The organism is Nocardiopsis sp. CNS-639, from assembly GCF_000381685.1.
Classification (GTDB): Bacteria; Actinomycetota; Actinomycetes; order Streptosporangiales; family Streptosporangiaceae; genus Nocardiopsis; species Nocardiopsis dassonvillei.
Genome location: NZ_KB906856.1, coordinates 39,376 through 54,013, shown reverse-complemented (window position 1 = coordinate 54,013; position 14,638 = coordinate 39,376). Strand labels below are relative to the sequence as shown.

At 71.9% G+C, this 14,638-nt stretch carries 12 protein-coding genes; 9 read left to right on the top strand and 3 right to left on the bottom strand.

The window, feature by feature from the left end; genetic code table 11:
- Positions 1-9: 9 nt before the first annotated feature.
- From G011_RS0105585 to nhaA, 7 genes are all read left to right on the top strand, one after another.
- A complete protein-coding gene (locus G011_RS0105585) occupies positions 10-855 on the top strand; it encodes an ABC transporter permease (protein ID WP_013155499.1) in 846 nt (281 codons plus the stop codon).
- Positions 856-865: 10 nt separating this feature from the next.
- Positions 866-1,975 carry an ABC transporter substrate-binding protein gene (locus G011_RS0105580; RefSeq protein ID WP_019607637.1) on the top strand — a complete coding sequence of 370 codons (1,110 nt, stop codon included), beginning with the start codon at positions 866-868 and terminating at the stop codon, positions 1,973-1,975.
- Positions 1,976-2,116: 141 nt separating this feature from the next.
- Complete coding sequence (locus G011_RS0105575; protein WP_019607636.1) at positions 2,117-3,211, top strand: LLM class flavin-dependent oxidoreductase; 1,095 nt, start codon at positions 2,117-2,119, stop codon at positions 3,209-3,211.
- A gap of 261 nt (positions 3,212-3,472) precedes the next feature.
- Positions 3,473-3,808: a DUF2795 domain-containing protein gene (locus G011_RS0105570; protein WP_013155502.1), complete on the top strand. Its 336-nt coding sequence runs from the start codon at positions 3,473-3,475 to the stop codon at positions 3,806-3,808.
- 148 nt (positions 3,809-3,956) lie between these two features.
- On the top strand, positions 3,957-5,453 hold the full coding sequence (locus G011_RS0105565) for a CdaR family transcriptional regulator (protein ID WP_019607635.1): 1,497 nt from the start codon (positions 3,957-3,959) through the stop codon (positions 5,451-5,453).
- A 344-nt stretch (positions 5,454-5,797) separates the two neighbouring features.
- Positions 5,798-7,114: an MFS transporter gene (locus G011_RS0105560; protein ID WP_019607634.1), complete on the top strand. Its 1,317-nt coding sequence runs from the start codon at positions 5,798-5,800 to the stop codon at positions 7,112-7,114.
- 207 nt (positions 7,115-7,321) lie between these two features.
- Positions 7,322-8,590 (top strand): Na+/H+ antiporter NhaA, encoded by a 1,269-nt coding sequence (gene nhaA / locus G011_RS0105555; protein ID WP_013155505.1) that lies wholly within the window; start codon positions 7,322-7,324, stop codon positions 8,588-8,590.
- Positions 8,591-8,760: 170 nt separating this feature from the next.
- Here nhaA and G011_RS0105550 read toward each other — a convergent pair whose 3' ends face one another.
- On the bottom strand, positions 8,761-10,311 hold the full coding sequence (locus G011_RS0105550) for a DASS family sodium-coupled anion symporter (protein ID WP_019607633.1): 1,551 nt from the start codon (positions 10,309-10,311) through the stop codon (positions 8,761-8,763).
- Between the two features lie 245 nt (positions 10,312-10,556).
- On the opposite strand from G011_RS0105550, the gene G011_RS0105545 reads away from it, so the two are divergent.
- On the top strand, positions 10,557-11,501 hold the full coding sequence (locus G011_RS0105545) for a TAXI family TRAP transporter solute-binding subunit (RefSeq protein ID WP_051104325.1): 945 nt from the start codon (positions 10,557-10,559) through the stop codon (positions 11,499-11,501).
- Between the two features lie 19 nt (positions 11,502-11,520).
- On the opposite strand, the gene G011_RS0105540 is transcribed toward G011_RS0105545, so the two are convergent.
- Positions 11,521-12,906, bottom strand: coding sequence for a HAMP domain-containing sensor histidine kinase (locus G011_RS0105540; protein ID WP_019607631.1), 1,386 nt, complete (start codon positions 12,904-12,906; stop codon positions 11,521-11,523).
- A 4-nt stretch (positions 12,907-12,910) separates the two neighbouring features.
- Positions 12,911-13,588: a response regulator transcription factor gene (locus tag G011_RS0105535; protein ID WP_019607630.1), complete on the bottom strand. Its 678-nt coding sequence runs from the start codon at positions 13,586-13,588 to the stop codon at positions 12,911-12,913.
- Positions 13,589-14,408: 820 nt separating this feature from the next.
- Between G011_RS0105535 and G011_RS0105530 the strand changes: the two genes are divergently transcribed.
- The gene (locus tag G011_RS0105530) at positions 14,409-14,606 is read left to right on the top strand and encodes a DUF397 domain-containing protein (RefSeq protein ID WP_019607629.1); all 198 of its coding nucleotides are present in this window, start codon (positions 14,409-14,411) and stop codon (positions 14,604-14,606) included.
- Positions 14,607-14,638 lie beyond the last annotated feature (32 nt).

The following is a 14,638-nucleotide window of genomic DNA, read 5'->3' as shown; positions in this document are numbered from 1 at the left end:
GGAGAGACCATGGCCACCAGCACACCCGTCCGGCCCCGCCCCGAGGGCGAGGCCTCCCCGAAGCGCGGTGCCGCGCGCCGGCGCCGCTTCGGCCTCAGGCTCAGCGTGTGGCTGCCCACCGCCGTGGCGGTGGTGATCGTCGGCTTCGCCTGGTCGGCGACCGCCGAGGACCAGCCCTACCTCCTGCCTCCGCTGGCGGAGGTCGGGGGGATCCTGGTCGAGGATCCGCTGCTGTTCGTGAACAACGCCTGGGCCACCCTCAGCATCGCCCTGACGGGCGTGGCCTTCGGCGCGGGCACCGCGTTCGTCCTGGCCCTGCTGATGTCGGAGATCCCGCTGCTGCGGCGCGCGATCATGCCGCTCGCCGTCATCCTGAACGTGACCCCGGTCATCGCGATCGCCCCCGCCCTGGTGGTGGCGTTCGGCTTCGGCATGACCCCCAAGGTCATCGTCACCGCGATCATCACGTTCTTCCCGGTGCTCATCAACGTGACCACGGGGCTGCGGTCGGTCTCCCGGCCCGTCCTGCACGTCTTCTCCACCCTGCACGCCTCCCGCCTGGAGGTGCTGCTCCGGCTGCGTATCCCCAGCAGCCTCCCCTACACCCTCGCCGCTCTGCGGGTGGTGTTCCCCCTGTCCATCGTGGGCGCCGTGGTCGCGGAGTTCGTCGCCGCCGGATCCTCAAGCGGGCTCGGCACGATGATCCGCAACTCGGCCGCGACCGCCCGGTTGGAGTACGTCTACGCGGCCGTCGCCTGTCTGGCCGTCATGGGCGTGCTGATGCTCGCACTCATCACCGTCCTCGAACGCAGACTGCTGTTCTGGCACGAGTCCCAGCAGCGCACCACCTCCTAAGGAACCCCCAATGACCAATCCGCCCCACCGCCCCAGTCCCCGGCGCCGACGCTCCCTCGCGGCGGCCGCCGCGGCATCGGTCCTCCTCCTCACCGCCGCGTGCAGCGGAGGGGAGGCGGCCGAGGAGGACCCCCAGGTCGCCACCGTCATCGACGAGGAGCGCTGCCAGACCAACCGCGACGCCGGTACGGTCACCTACATCACCGGTTACCAGTACCAGGCCTCGGTCTCCATCCTGGAGGCCGTCGCCGCGGACGCCCTCGGCTACTTCGAGGCCGTCTGCCTGGACGTGGAGATCCAGCCCGGCAGCGGTGACACCATCGGCAACTCCCAGCTCGTGTCGGCCGGCACCGCCCACTTCACCTCCCTGGGCAACGAGGCCGAGGTCCTCCAGGCCAACGACGCCGGACACGAGGTCATCGGCGTCTCCACCTACGGGCACGTCCCGATCGCCAGCCTGCTCACCGGCACCGGCATCGAGGAGCTCAAGGACCTGGAGGGCACCACCCTCGGCCACAAGGGCATGCTCCCCGCGCCGCTGGAGGCCATGCTCGTCGCCGACGGCGTGGACATGGACTCCATCGAGATCGTCGAGGTCGGCTACGACCCCAGCGTGCTGCCGCGCGACCAGGTGCAGGCGCTCACCGCGTTCCGCTCCAACGAGCCCTTCCTCCTGTCCGACATGGGCGAGGAGTACAACGAGTGGCTCCCCGAGAACTACGGGGTCGTGGGCTCGTTCGGCGTGATGGCCACCAACCCCACGTGGGCCGAGGAGAACCCGACGGTCGTCGAGGACTACCTGCGCGCGATCGCCAAGGCCTTCGAGTACTGCCAGGAGAACGGCGAGGAGTGCGTCGGCTACGCCGCCGAGCTGGCCGAGGCCGGATACGACACCGAGCACAACCTGCGGATCTGGAACTCCGAGCAGGAGCTGGTGACGGCCTCCACGCCCGACGACTCCACCCCGGGCTACATCGACCTGAGCCTGACCGAGGCCGAGGGCCAGACCCTCGTCGACAACGGCCAGCTGGACGAGCTGCCCGACGTGGAGCCCCTGTTCGACCCCCGCTACCTGGAGGCCGTGCACGTGGCGACCGAGGTGTCCTGGCCGTCCGAGTAGGACCGGGCACAGCCCACACAGCAGGACCGCGCGGACAGCGCCGCGCACCGAGCGCCCAGAGCGCCTGGGCGCGGCGCACGGACCGCACTGCGCACGGGCGACCGCAGTGAGCGGCGCCCGAGAGTGAATGAGGAGCCAAGGATGGCAGCAGAAGGCGGGCCACAGGCCGCCGAAACCGAGTACGGCATCTTCCTGCCCATCGGCAACGGGGGGTGGATCGTCTCGGAGACCGCACCGCACCCCGAGGCGACGTACGAGTACAACAAGAAGGCCGCGGTCCTCGCCGACGCCTACGGACTCGACTTCGTCATGTCCATGGGCAAGTGGCGCGGCTACGACGGCGCGACCGACCACTGGGGGCGCACCCTGGAGTCGATCACGATGATGTCGGGGCTCGCGGAGGCCACCGAGCACGTCAAGGTGTGGGCGACCGTCCACACGAACCTGTTCCACCCGGCCCTCGCCGCCAAGATGTACACCACCCTCCAGGACATCAGCGGCGGACGCGCCGGGATGAACATCGTGGTGGGCTCCTACGTGGACGAGTTCGCCCAGATGGGCCTGTGGCGCGAGGACATCGGCCACGGTGACCGCTACCGGTACACCGAGGAGTGGACCAGCGTCCTCAAGCGGCTGTGGACCGAGGACTCGGTCACCCACGACGGCGAGTTCTTCAAGCTCGACGACTGCCGCTCGCGGCCGCACCCCACTCCGGCGCCGACCCTGATCAGCGCGGGCCGCTCCGACACGGGCCTGAACTTCCAGGCGCGCCACTGCGACGGCTCGTTCCTGACCGCGGAGGACCTGCCCGGCCTGCGCGACGCCAGCCGCGACGTCAAGGAGCGCGCCCAGAAGGAGGGGCGCAGCATCAAGACGTACTCGATGCTGACCGTCGTCATGGACGACACCGACGCCGCGGCCGAGGAGCGGCGGCTGGAGTACGGGCGCGGCGCGGACATCGACGCGCTGGTCAACATGAAGCGGTCCTGGGGCCTGCCCCTGGACAAGGCCCTGTCGCTGACCTCCGAGCGGCCCGAGGACGAGGCGTTCCAGACGCCGTTCGTGACCGGGTCCCCCGAGACGGTGGCCGGACGCATCCGCGAGATCGTGGAGTACGCCGAGCTCGACGGTCTGATGCTGATCTTCCCGGACTACCACGCCGACCTCGCGGCGTTCGGTGAGAAGGTCATGCCGCTGCTGCGCCCCGCCGGGGAAACGGCCGCGGAACAGGGCTGAGGCCCTCCGCCGCGGACGCCCGCGGCGGTCGACGCGCGGTCGCTGCGGTGCGAGACGCCCCCGCTCGGGGTTTCGCACCGTGGTGACCTGGGGCCGCGGCGCCCCGCCGGACTCCGCGCCCGGCCCGGCCGCGCTCCCCAGCGACGGTTGGGCTTCCCTCCGACCGGGTAGGCGCCCCCAGTGTCCTCGCAGGTCGGGCGGCACGCCCCCGGTGACCGGGGCGCAGACGCCCGGCCCTCGCACGAGTCGGAGGGACTGACGATGAGCGTCAAGCGTGGCATCGAGGGGCTACAGGACGTCCTGGGGGAAGTGGACTTCCCGGCGGACAAGGACCGGATCGTGACGCACGCCCTGGACGCGGGCGCCGACGAGGAACTGCTCAGCGCCCTGCGGGCGATGCCGCCCGCCCAGTACAACGAGGCCAACGAGGTGCTGCGCTCGGTGCCCCTGCCCCGCTCCGAGACGGACTCGCACACCGAGTCCGCCCGCGCGCAGCTGCGCAGGGAGCACACGAAGCCCGGCATGGCCGAGTCGATGAAGGAGAGCCGCCCGGTCAACCCCATCGAGGAGGAGCTGGGCGAGAACCGCAAGTCCTGAGGCCCCGAGCCGTGGTCCCGGCGCCCTAACGGGCCCCGGGGCCCTTTCGTGCGCGGGCTGGGAGCGGTCACGGGTCCGCGGCGTCCGGTGCTCCGGGAAAAGGCGCACAATGGTCCTACCCGTGCGAGAAGACCCCCGGAGTGCGACCGTGAGCGAGACCGGCCTGACCGTCAAGGCCCTGTTGAAGGCACTGGACAAGGCCGTCCACGGACTCGCCGCCGCGCCCCGGGGGCTCGGGGACGTGGTCCGCTCGGTGGTCGTGGCCGGGAACGGCGCGCCCGTACCCGCCGGTGCGCTGGTCGTCGTCCCGCCCGGGGAGGCCGCCGCCCTGGCCGCGCGTCCCGGGCAGCTGGCCGCCAGCGCCGTGGCGGCCGTGGACGGGGACGCCGACGGGCTGCGCGGTCTGGGCCTGCCCGTGCTCTGCGTGGACCCTGCCGTGGGCACCGACGAGTTCGCCGCCCTGGCCCGGTCGGTCCTGGAGGCGGCCGCCACCGGGTCCGGCCACGGCGACCTGTTCTCCCTGGCCCAGACCGTCGCGACCCTGACCGGCGGCATCGTCAGCATCGAGGACGCCGCCGGTCAGGTCCTGGCCTACTCCGCCTCCAGCGAGGGGGCCGACGAGCTGCGCAGGCAGACCATCCTCGGCCGCGGCTGCCCGGAGTCGTTCCTGGCGCACCTGCGCGAGTGGGGCGTCAACGAGCGGATACGGGACGGCGAGGTGGTCGAGGTCGCCGAACGCCCCGACCTGGGCGCCGCACGCCGCCTGGTGGTGGGGATACAGGCGGGTGAGCGCGCGCTCGGCACCATCTGGGTGCAGGTGGGCGGCAGGCCCCTCGCGGAGACCAGTCCCCAGGTGCTGCGCGGCGCGGCACGCCTGGCCGCGCTGCACGTCATGCGCGCCCACAGCGAGGCGCGCAGCACCTGGCGCGACACCGAGGGGCTGGCCGTGGGCCTGCTCACCGGCGCCTTCGACACCGACGCCCTCGCCCGCCACCTGGGCGCCGACCCCACGACGCCGGTGGCGGTGGTCGCGCTCGCCCTTCGGGAGGGGGAGGTCGACCCGCCCTGGCGGCTGGACCAGGCCGCGGAGATCACGTCGGTGTACGCGGCGGCCTACCGCCGCGAGGCCCTGGTCATCCCGGCCTGCGGCCTGCTGTACGTGTTGGTCCCCGCGCCCTCCGGACAGGCGCCCACCGCGTGGACGCGGGAGCTGGTGTCGGTGCTGCGCGAGAACCTGGGCACGCCCGTCCAGGCGGCGGTGGCGGGCGTGGCGCCCAGGATGCGTGCGGTGCCGTCGCTGAAGAAGGTCGCCAGCCGCGCCCTGGAGGTGGTCGCGGACCGTCCCGAGCGGCTGGTGACCGCGTTCGAGGAGGTCCGTTCCTCGGTGGTGCTGCGCGAGCTGTTCGACGCCCTGGCCGACCGCCCCGGGCTGCGCGACGACCGGCTCGACGCCCTCGACGACGAGCAGCGCCGCTCCCTGTCCGCCTACCTGGACGCCTTCGGCGACGTGTCCGGGGCGGCTGAGCGGCTGCACGTGCACCCCAACACGCTGCGGCACCGGATCAGGCGGATCCGCGAGCTCACCGGGCTCGACCTGGACGACGCCGACCAGAGGCTCCTGGCCACGCTCACACTGCGGGCGTGAGCCGCGGGCCGCGTCCGCCGCCGAGGCGTCCCCCCGGCGGCGGCGCTCCGCCCCGGCGCGGTCTCCGTGCGCCTCCCGTCGGCGTCGCACCGGCCCCCTCCCAGGACACCGGCCGTTCCCTCCATGGTCGCGGTACGGCTCCCGCCAGGTCTCCGGCCGGTCACGGTCACCCGGCCGACGCGCCCCGGCGGGACCGGATTGTCCGAAGCGACACCGCTCCGCCGCCCATGTCGTCCGTTCGCACAACGGTGGCGCACGCCACCCGCGTCTAGGCTCCCGGCAATGTACGCAGGCCACGCCCCTCGGCCCGCGCGATCCCCGACACCCCACCAGGAGCCCTGCACATGAGTGTGGACACCGCACAGGCTCGGCCGCCGAGGGCCAAGGTCCTCATCGCCAGCCTGACCGGAAGCACGATCGAGTGGTTCGACTTCTTCCTCTACGGCACCGCCGCCGCCCTCGTCTTCGACGAGCTGTTCTTCCCCTCGGACGACCCGTTCGTCTCGCTGATGCTGTCGTACCTGACCTTCTCGCTGACGTTCTTCATCCGTCCGCTGGGCGGCGTGGTCTTCTCCCACATCGGTGACCGGATCGGCCGCAAGAGGACCCTGATCATCACGCTGACCCTCATGGGCGGCGCGACCATGCTCATCGGCCTGCTGCCGACCTACGACAGCGTCGGGATCCTCGCCCCGATCCTGCTCGTCGTGCTGCGGATCATCCAGGGCCTGGGCATCGGCGGCGAGTGGGGCGGCGCCCTGCTGCTCGCCTACGAGTACGCGCCCGAGAACCGGCGCGGCCTCTTCGGCAGCGTGCCGCAGATGGGCATCACCTCGGGCATGCTGCTGGCCAGCCTGGTGCTGACCCTGATGTCGCTGCTGCCCGACGACCAGTTCGCGACGTGGGGCTGGCGCGTGCCGTTCGTCGGCAGCGTCCTGCTGGTGCTGCTGGGGCTGTGGATCCGCTCGGGGATCGACGAGACCCCCTCGTTCAGGAAGGCCAAGGAGGAGGGCGAGGTCGCCAAACTGCCGGTGGTGGAGACCTTCCGGTTCCACTGGCGGGCCGTGCTGGTCGCCGTCGGCGCCAAGGTCGTGGAGACCGCCCCCTTCTACATCTTCGGCACCTTCGTGGTGAGCTACGCGACGGGCACGCTGTCCTTCGACAACACCTCCACGCTCAACGCCGTGACCGCCGGGGCGATCGTGGCCACCGTGTGCATCCCGATCGCCGGACGCCTGTCGGACACCTTCGGCAGGCAGCGGGTGTACCTGGTCGGCGCGGTGCTGCTGGCCCTGTTCATCGCGCCCTACTTCCTCATGCTGGGTACCGGCAGCACGCTGATGCTGGTCCTGGCGACCGTGATCGGGCTGGGCGTCCTGTGGGCGCCGGTCACCGCCACCATCGGCACCCTGTGCTCGGAGATCTTCTCCACCCGGGTGCGCTACACCGGCGTCACCCTGGGCTACCAGATCGGCGCGGCGGCCGCGGGCGGCACCGCCCCGCTGATCGCCACCTGGCTGCTGTCGCGGTTCGACAACTCGTGGGTTCCGGTCGCGGGCTACCTGGTTCTCACCGCGGTGGTGTCCATCGTCGCCGTGTCCCTGGCCGGGCGGGCCTCCAACGCCGAGGAGAGGCACCTGGCGGCCTCCGAGAAGGGCTGACGCGCGCCCTCACCGGGCGCACGGTGTGAGGGGGCGGCGTCGACCGCCCCCTCACCGGCCTCCTCCGCCCCGGAACGGACACATGGCCCCTGGGCTGGACATTCATCCCATCTTCCGCCAGCATGGGCGAGGCGCGCGCCCGCGCCTAGGTGTGCCGGGAAGACTGGTCGGCGAGTCCCTGTCAGTCGTACGCCCGGAAAGTTGCACATGAGCATCGACCCGATTCTGCGCTCCGAGCGCCACGGCCCGCTCTCACGGTTGGCCGACACCCTGCGCAGCGACAGCGTCGGCGGCTTCCTGCTGATCGGCGCCGCGATCCTCGCCCTCGTCTGGATCAACTCGCCCTTCGGCGAGGTCTACGAGAACCTGCGGGCGGTCACCTTCGGGCCCGAGTCGCTGCACCTGAACCTGTCCCTGGAGACCTGGGCCGCCGACGGCCTCCTGGCGGTCTTCTTCTTCGTCGTCGGCAACGAGCTCAAGCAGGAGTTCGTCCACGGGGAGCTGCGCGACCCCCGCCGGGCCATGCTGCCGATCGTCGCGGCGATCTGCGGCATGATCGTGCCCGCCGCCATCTACGCCGCGATCAACTTCACCTCGCCCGACACCCTCCACGGGTGGGGCATCCCGATGGCGACCGACATCGCCTTCGCCCTCGCGATCCTCGCGGTGATCGGCCGGGGACTGCCGCCCGCGCTGCGGACCTTCCTGCTGACGCTGGCGATCGTGGACGACCTCGGCGCGATCATCGTCATCGCGGTCTTCTACACGTCCGGCATCAACTTCGTCGCCCTGCTGGCCGCCGCCGCGGGCCTGGCGGTCTTCTGGTACCTCCAGCGCGGCAAGGGCCTGGCCGCCAGGCTCAACGCGTCGGTGGTGCCCAACTGGCTGGTCTACGTGCCCCTGGCCCTGGTGATCTGGGTCCTGGTCCACGAGAGCGGCGTGCACGCGACCATCGCGGGTGTGGCCATGGGCCTGCTGATGCGCACCAACAAGCTGCCCGGCGAGCACCACGACCCGAGCCACGGCGTGGAGCAGCTGCTGCGCCCCTGGTCCGCGGGACTGGCCCTGCCGATCTTCGCCTTCTTCTCCGCGGGCGTGGTCTTCGACGGCTTCGGCGAGGTCCTCACCGACACGGCCGCGCTGGGCATCCTCGCGGGCCTGGTCGTCGGCAAGGTGATCGGCATCGCGGGCGGCTCGTGGCTGACCACCAAGGTGACCAGGGCCGAGCTCAACCCCAGCCTGAAGTGGATCGACATCGTCGGCATGTCGCAGCTGGCCGGTATCGGGTTCACCGTGTCGTTGCTGATCAGTGAGCTGACGTTCGCCGACGACCCGGGGCACCTGGCGCACGCCAAGACGGGCGTGCTGGTGGCCTCCGCCATCGCGACGCTGCTGGCGACGGTGATCCTGGGTGCGAGGGCGCGGCACTACCGGAAGCTGGAGCGCCAGAGCACCGCGGGCGCGGACTCCGAGTAACGACAGGGCGGCGGCCCGTCTCCCCCGAGCGGGGAGGCGGGCCGCCGCCGTGTGACACGGGGGCGGGCCCCGCGGCGGGGCCCGCCTTCCACCGCGGGGCGGACCGCCGCGGCAACGGAAAACGGGCGGCCCCCGGAACCACAGGGGGCCGCCCGCGACGCGTGGTACTCCTACAGACTGACTCCCAGGAACCAGGTCACCACGGTGTACATCGTGGCCAGGATCAGGAACAGCGCGATGAGGTTGAGCCACACGCCGCCGCGCATCATCTGGCCGATCCGCACATGGCCGGAGCCGAAGACGATCGCGTTCGGCGGTGTGGCCACCGGGAGCATGAAGGCCATCGTCGCGGCCAGGGCCACCGGGATCACCAGGGACAGGATGTCGATCTGCATGCCCACCGCGACGCCGCCGAGGATGGGCAGGAAGGTGGCCGCGGTGGCGGTGTTGCTGGTGAGTTCGGTCAGGAAGAGGACCAGCCCGGCCGCGACCAGGATCAGCACCCAGGTGGGCACGCCCTCCAGGACGGCGACCTGGCCGCCGATCCAGGTGCTCAGGCCGGACGCGGTGAACTGCCCCGAGATGGCCAGGCCGCCGCCGAACAGGAGCAGGACGCCCCACGGCAGCTGCACGGCGGTCTCCCAGTCCAGCAGGCGGGTCCCGCGCCCGACCGGGATCAGGAACAGCAGGACCGCCACGGTCATCGCGATCCCGGCGTCGCTGACGCTGGACAGCCACGGGAGGAAGTTGTCGGCCAGGACCGGGACGAAGATCCAGGAGAGCGCCGCGAAGGCGAAGACCGCGAGCACGAGCTTCTCGCCGCGCGCCATCGGGCCCATCTCGGCGAGCTCGGAGCGGATGAGGGCCTGGGCGCCCTCCACCTTCTTGACCTGCGGCGGGAAGATCTTGATCAGCACGAACCAGGCGATGAGCAGGAAGACGGCGGCCAGCGGCAGGCCGACCAGCATCCACTCGCCGAAGCCGATGTGGATGTCGTGGGCGTCGGCGAGGTAGCCGACCATCAGCACGTTGGGCGGCGTGCCGATGATGGTGGCCACCGAGCCGATGGAGGACGAGTAGGCGATGCCGAGCATGAGCGCGGTGGCGAAGTTCGCGTCGGTCCTGCCGTCGCGGAACTGGGTGATCAGCGTGATCACCGACAGGCCCACGGGGAGCATCATCACGGCGGTGGCGGTGTTGGACACCCACATCGTGATGAACCCGGTGGCGAGCATGAAGCCGCCGACCAGCCCCGCGGTGTTGGAGCCCACCTTGGAGACGATGACCAGGGCGATCCGCTTGTGCAGGTTCCACTTCTGCATCGCCAGGGCGAGCATGAAGCCGCCCATGAACAGGAAGATGGTGTCCGACCCGTAGGAGGAGGCGACGTCCCCGACGGGGGTGCCCTCCAGCAGGAGGGGGAAGAGCACCAGCGGCAGCAGCGAGGCGACGGGGATCGGGATGGCCTCGGTGGCCCACCAGATGGCGATGAAGGCGGTCACCGCGGCCACCGCGCGGCCGTTGGCCGACAGGACCGTCTCGCCGTCCTCGCCGTCGACGACGGGCATCGGCATGTCCGGCATGAGGAAGTAGACCAGGAGCCCGACCAGCGGGCCCGCGATCAGGCCGATCACGCGCGAGGGCGGGGCGCCCCTGGCCGCTCTGCCGTCCTGCGTGGGGGATGCGGTGTCGGGCGCGTCGACACCCTTCTCGGACGCCATGGAATCCTCCTGTTGTGGGTCACCGGGAAGTGACACTGGGCTTACCGTCGGGTTTCTCCCCGATTACCCCGAATTGATACAGCGATGGTGTGGGTCTCTTTCTCGCGTGTTCAAGGTCTCAAGGAAGATTTGAGATTCCTCTGACATTTCGGAACCTTGGGTCGTCGCCTTGGCACGAAAGGTAATCACGCGCAAGGTGTGACCTGGGGGTCTGAACCGCCGTCCCCCTCGCCTAAGCTGCGGGTATGCATGGACCCAACCGGCGCACAGCCCTGAGGGGAGCCGCCGGCGTGTTCACCGCGGCCGCGCTGGGCGGCTGCGCGTGGCGCGAGCCCTCCACCGCTCCGGCGTCGCTCGTCGTGGCCACGGGCCCGGCCGGGGCCGTCTACCGGGAGATCGGCTCGGAGATCGCGGAGCTGCTGGACGCCCGGTTCCCCGACATCCGGGTGGAGGCCGTCGAGACCGGCGCCTCGCACGACAACCTGCTGCTCATCGAGTCTGGCGAGGCCCACCTGGGCCTGACCAGCCTCGACGCGGTCCTGGCCGACGAGGAGGCCGACACCGGCCCCTTCCGCGCGATCGGGCGCCTCTACGACAGCTTCCTGCACCTCATGGTCCTGGACGCCTCCCCCGTGCGCTCCCTGTCCGACCTGGAGGGCCGCCGCGTCTCGGTGGGGGCGGTCAACTCCGGCACCGAGTTCACCGTGGCGCAGGCCGCCGAGGAGACCGGACTGGCCATGGAGACGGTGCGCCTGGACCAGGCGGCCTCCGCCGACGCCCTGGCCCGGGGGGAGATCGACGCGATGTTCTCCCTGACCGGGCTGCCCACGCCCGCGGTCGCCGACCTGGCCCGTGAGCACGTGACGCGCCTGGTCGACCTCGGGGACGTCGCCTCCGCCATGGCCGAGGCCCACCCCGAGAGGTACTTCCCGGCCGCCATCCCGGCGACCACCTACGAGGGCGTGCCCGCCTGCCCCACCCTGTCCATCCCCAACCTGCTGCTGTGCGCCGCCGACCTGCCGGACGACCTGGCCTACTCCGTCACCGACACCGTCTACACCGGCGCCGCGCGGATCGCCGACTCCCGTCCCGAGGCGGCGCAGATCAACGTGCGCACCGGCATCTCGACCGGCGTGGTCCCCCTCCACCCCGGCGCCGCGCGCTGGTACCGGGACAACAAGCCCTCCTGAGGCCCTCCCCGCCGGGGGCTCAGTCCGCGGACGGCAGCGTGATGGTCACACCGAAGCCGGGCCGCTCGCCGGACAGGCCCTCGCCCAGCGCCAGTTCCCCTCCGGCCTCGCGGACCAGGTCGGAGACGATCGCCAGCCCCATGCCGGTGCCCTCGGTGTTCTGATGGCGGGGAGAGCGCCAGAAGCGGTCCAGGGCGGCGCCGCGCTCCTCCTCCGGGAGGCCCTCCCCGTCGTCGAGCACGCTGATCCGCGCGGGGTCGCCCGCCGAACCCCGCACCTGCACCCGTGTCCCCCCGGACAGGCGCAGGGCGTTGCTCACCAGTTCGTCGAGGATGCTGCCCAGGCCCCCGGCCGGGGCGCAGACCCGCATCCCGGCGGGGACGTGCACGGTCACGGTGATCCCCCGGGCCTGGCCCAGGGCGCGCCAGCGCTCCACCCGGGTCTCCAGCAGCTCGGGGACGTCCACGGCCTCGGTGCCGGTGACGCTCTCCAGGCGCGTCGCGGCCAGCAGGGAGTTGAGCATCCGGTGCATGAACGTGGTCTCGTCCACGGCCACGGCGTGCGCCTCCCGGGCCTCCTCCGAGCCGAGGTAGGGCGCGAGGTTCTCCACCGCCAGGCGCAGGCTCGCCAGGGGGTTGCGCAGCTGGTGGGAGGCGTCGGAGACGAAGGAGCGCTGACGCTCCAGGGCCCTGCGCACCACGTCGACCATCGTGTTGAAGGACTCGGTGAGGCGGCGCAGCTCCGGAGGTCCCTGCTCGGCGTCCACCCGCACGTCCAGGTCCCCCGAGGCGACGGCGGTGGTCGCGGCGTCGAGTCGGCCGATGGGGCGCAGGACCCAGCGCGACAGCGGCAGCGAGGCCGCCACCAGGAGTGCCAGGGGCACCAGGCTGAGCAGGGCGAGCCATCCCCACGAGCCGAGGATGTCGGTGCCGAGCTGGTCGGTGGGGGCGGCGACGATGACCGCCCCCGTCACCTCGCTGTCGCGGCCGATGGGCTCGGCGACCACGAGGGGGTCGGACTCCCAGGGCCAGACGGTGGTCGGAGGGGCCGGGCGCTCCCCGGCCAGGGCGATGGTGAGGGCCTCCGGCGCGGCCAGTTCCGCGAGCACGTCGCGCTGGTGAGCCGTGCTGCCGGACCCGGCGATGATCTCTCCGTCGGGGGCCACCACGACCACCGGGATGCCGTAGAGCGCCTCGTAACGGGCCATCTCCTGGAGGAGCGCCTCCGTGCGGTCGGCCTCCAGCGCGGTGCGGGCCAGGGCGGCGAAGCGGCCCGCGTCCCCGAGGCGGTCGACGTAGACCTGCTGGGTCAGCTGCTGGGCGATGACCGTCCCCAGGGGGATGACCGCCGAGGCGACCAGGACGAACGCTGCGGGGAGCAGGATGGTGAGCAGTCTGCGGAGCACGGGTTCAGGACCGGTCGAGGAGGTAGCCGACACCGCGCACGGTGCGGATCTGCACGGCCCGGCCGAGCTTGGCGCGCAGTGAGCCGATGTGGGTGTCCAGGGTCCGGGAGGAGGTCTCCCAGGCCGTGCCCCACACCTGGTCGAGGATCTGGTCGCGGGCGACCACCGACGGGGAGCGGGAGGCCAGGAGTGCGAGCAGGTCGAACTCCTTGCGGGTCAGCTGGAGTTCGGCGCCGCCGACGCTGGCCGCGCGGGAGCCAGGGTCCACGGTGAGCTCGCCGATCCTGACCTCGGGCTCCTCCTCCGCGGCCTCGGCCCGCGCGGCGCGGGTGCGGCGCAGGACCGCGTCGATGCGGGCGAGGAGTTCGGCGACGCCGAAGGGCTTGACCACGTAGTCGTCGGCTCCGGCCCGCAGGCCGCGCACACGGTCGCGTTCCTCGCTGCGGGCCGTGACGGCGATGATCGCGGTCTGCGGGCGGTCGCGGAGCTTGCGGAGCAGGTCGATGCCGTCGGCGTCGGGGAGGCCGAGGTCGAGGAGGACGACGTCGGCGGGCGGGGCGCTCAGGGCCCGTTCGGCGGTGGCGACCCTCTGGACGTCGAAGGACGCCGCCCGCAGGGCGGTCACCAGTCCGCGGGCGACCCGGTCGTCGTCCTCGACCACGAGAATGCGCATGTCCAGCATGTTAGGCAGTGTTCGCCCCGGTCACGGCACACCGCCGGGGCGCTCCCCGGCACCGGACACTGCTCCCGGTCCCCGTGGGACGGGTCCGCCGCCCGCCGGCGGCGCGGCACGGAGTTCCGTGCGGGCGGGCCCGGCCGCCATTTCCGCGGACATAAGCGGTCATAACACCAGAGACGGAATTGCGCCCGCACCGAGGCACCCGCTTCCCCCGAAGCACACGGGGCGACCGCGGAGCGGTCCGCCCCGGGCACAACATCCTGACCCCGAGCCGCAACGGAAACGAAAAGGGATCGGAGTCACGGGCCGCCGACACCCGCCCTTTTCCCGCACGCGCTTTTCGGCGGGCCGGAGAGGGGGTAATCGCCCCTTCGCCCCGCGGCCTCTTACCGGCCGATCCTCTCATGCCCTTCCCGGCAGGTGACCGCTCCCGCCCTCCGGACGGAGCCGGGCCCGCAAAGCCCGCGGGCACAGGCTTTGCGCGCGCTGGCCCGAGAAGGGCCCGCCGCGGCGCCGCCCCGGCGGGCACAGTACGGACCCGGCGCCCGCGAAACCGAAGTGGAACCGCTTCCCGGCATATCATTCGCGTCTTTTTCCGGGCCATCCGGAGAACGGCCGCGCCCGGACAACATGAACACCACTCCAGTGGGCATGTACAAGTCGGCGCCTGTGACCAACCGAATACATAACTGAACCGGAGTCGGACCCGATCGCACTTTCAGAACTGCTCGGGAAACAGGAGCGACCAATGGTGGAACTGGGAGAATCGAGGCCGCCGCGTGCGTAGCGACAACCAGCGGGGACAGAGCGGACGGGAGTGCCCGTGAGAGGGCTGGGACACGAACCCGGTCGGTGGCGGAAGTCGAGCTACAGCGGTGGCGGCAACGGCGACTGCGTCGAGGCCGTCCTGGGCGCGCCGCGGACGGTCGGCCTGCGCGACTCCACGCACCCCGACCGCGCGGCGCTCGCCCTGCCCGCGCACCAGTGGGCCGCGCTGCTCCGGCTCGCCGGGCGCCGCTGAACGCCGGGGTCGGCCCGGGGAGCGCGGCCCCG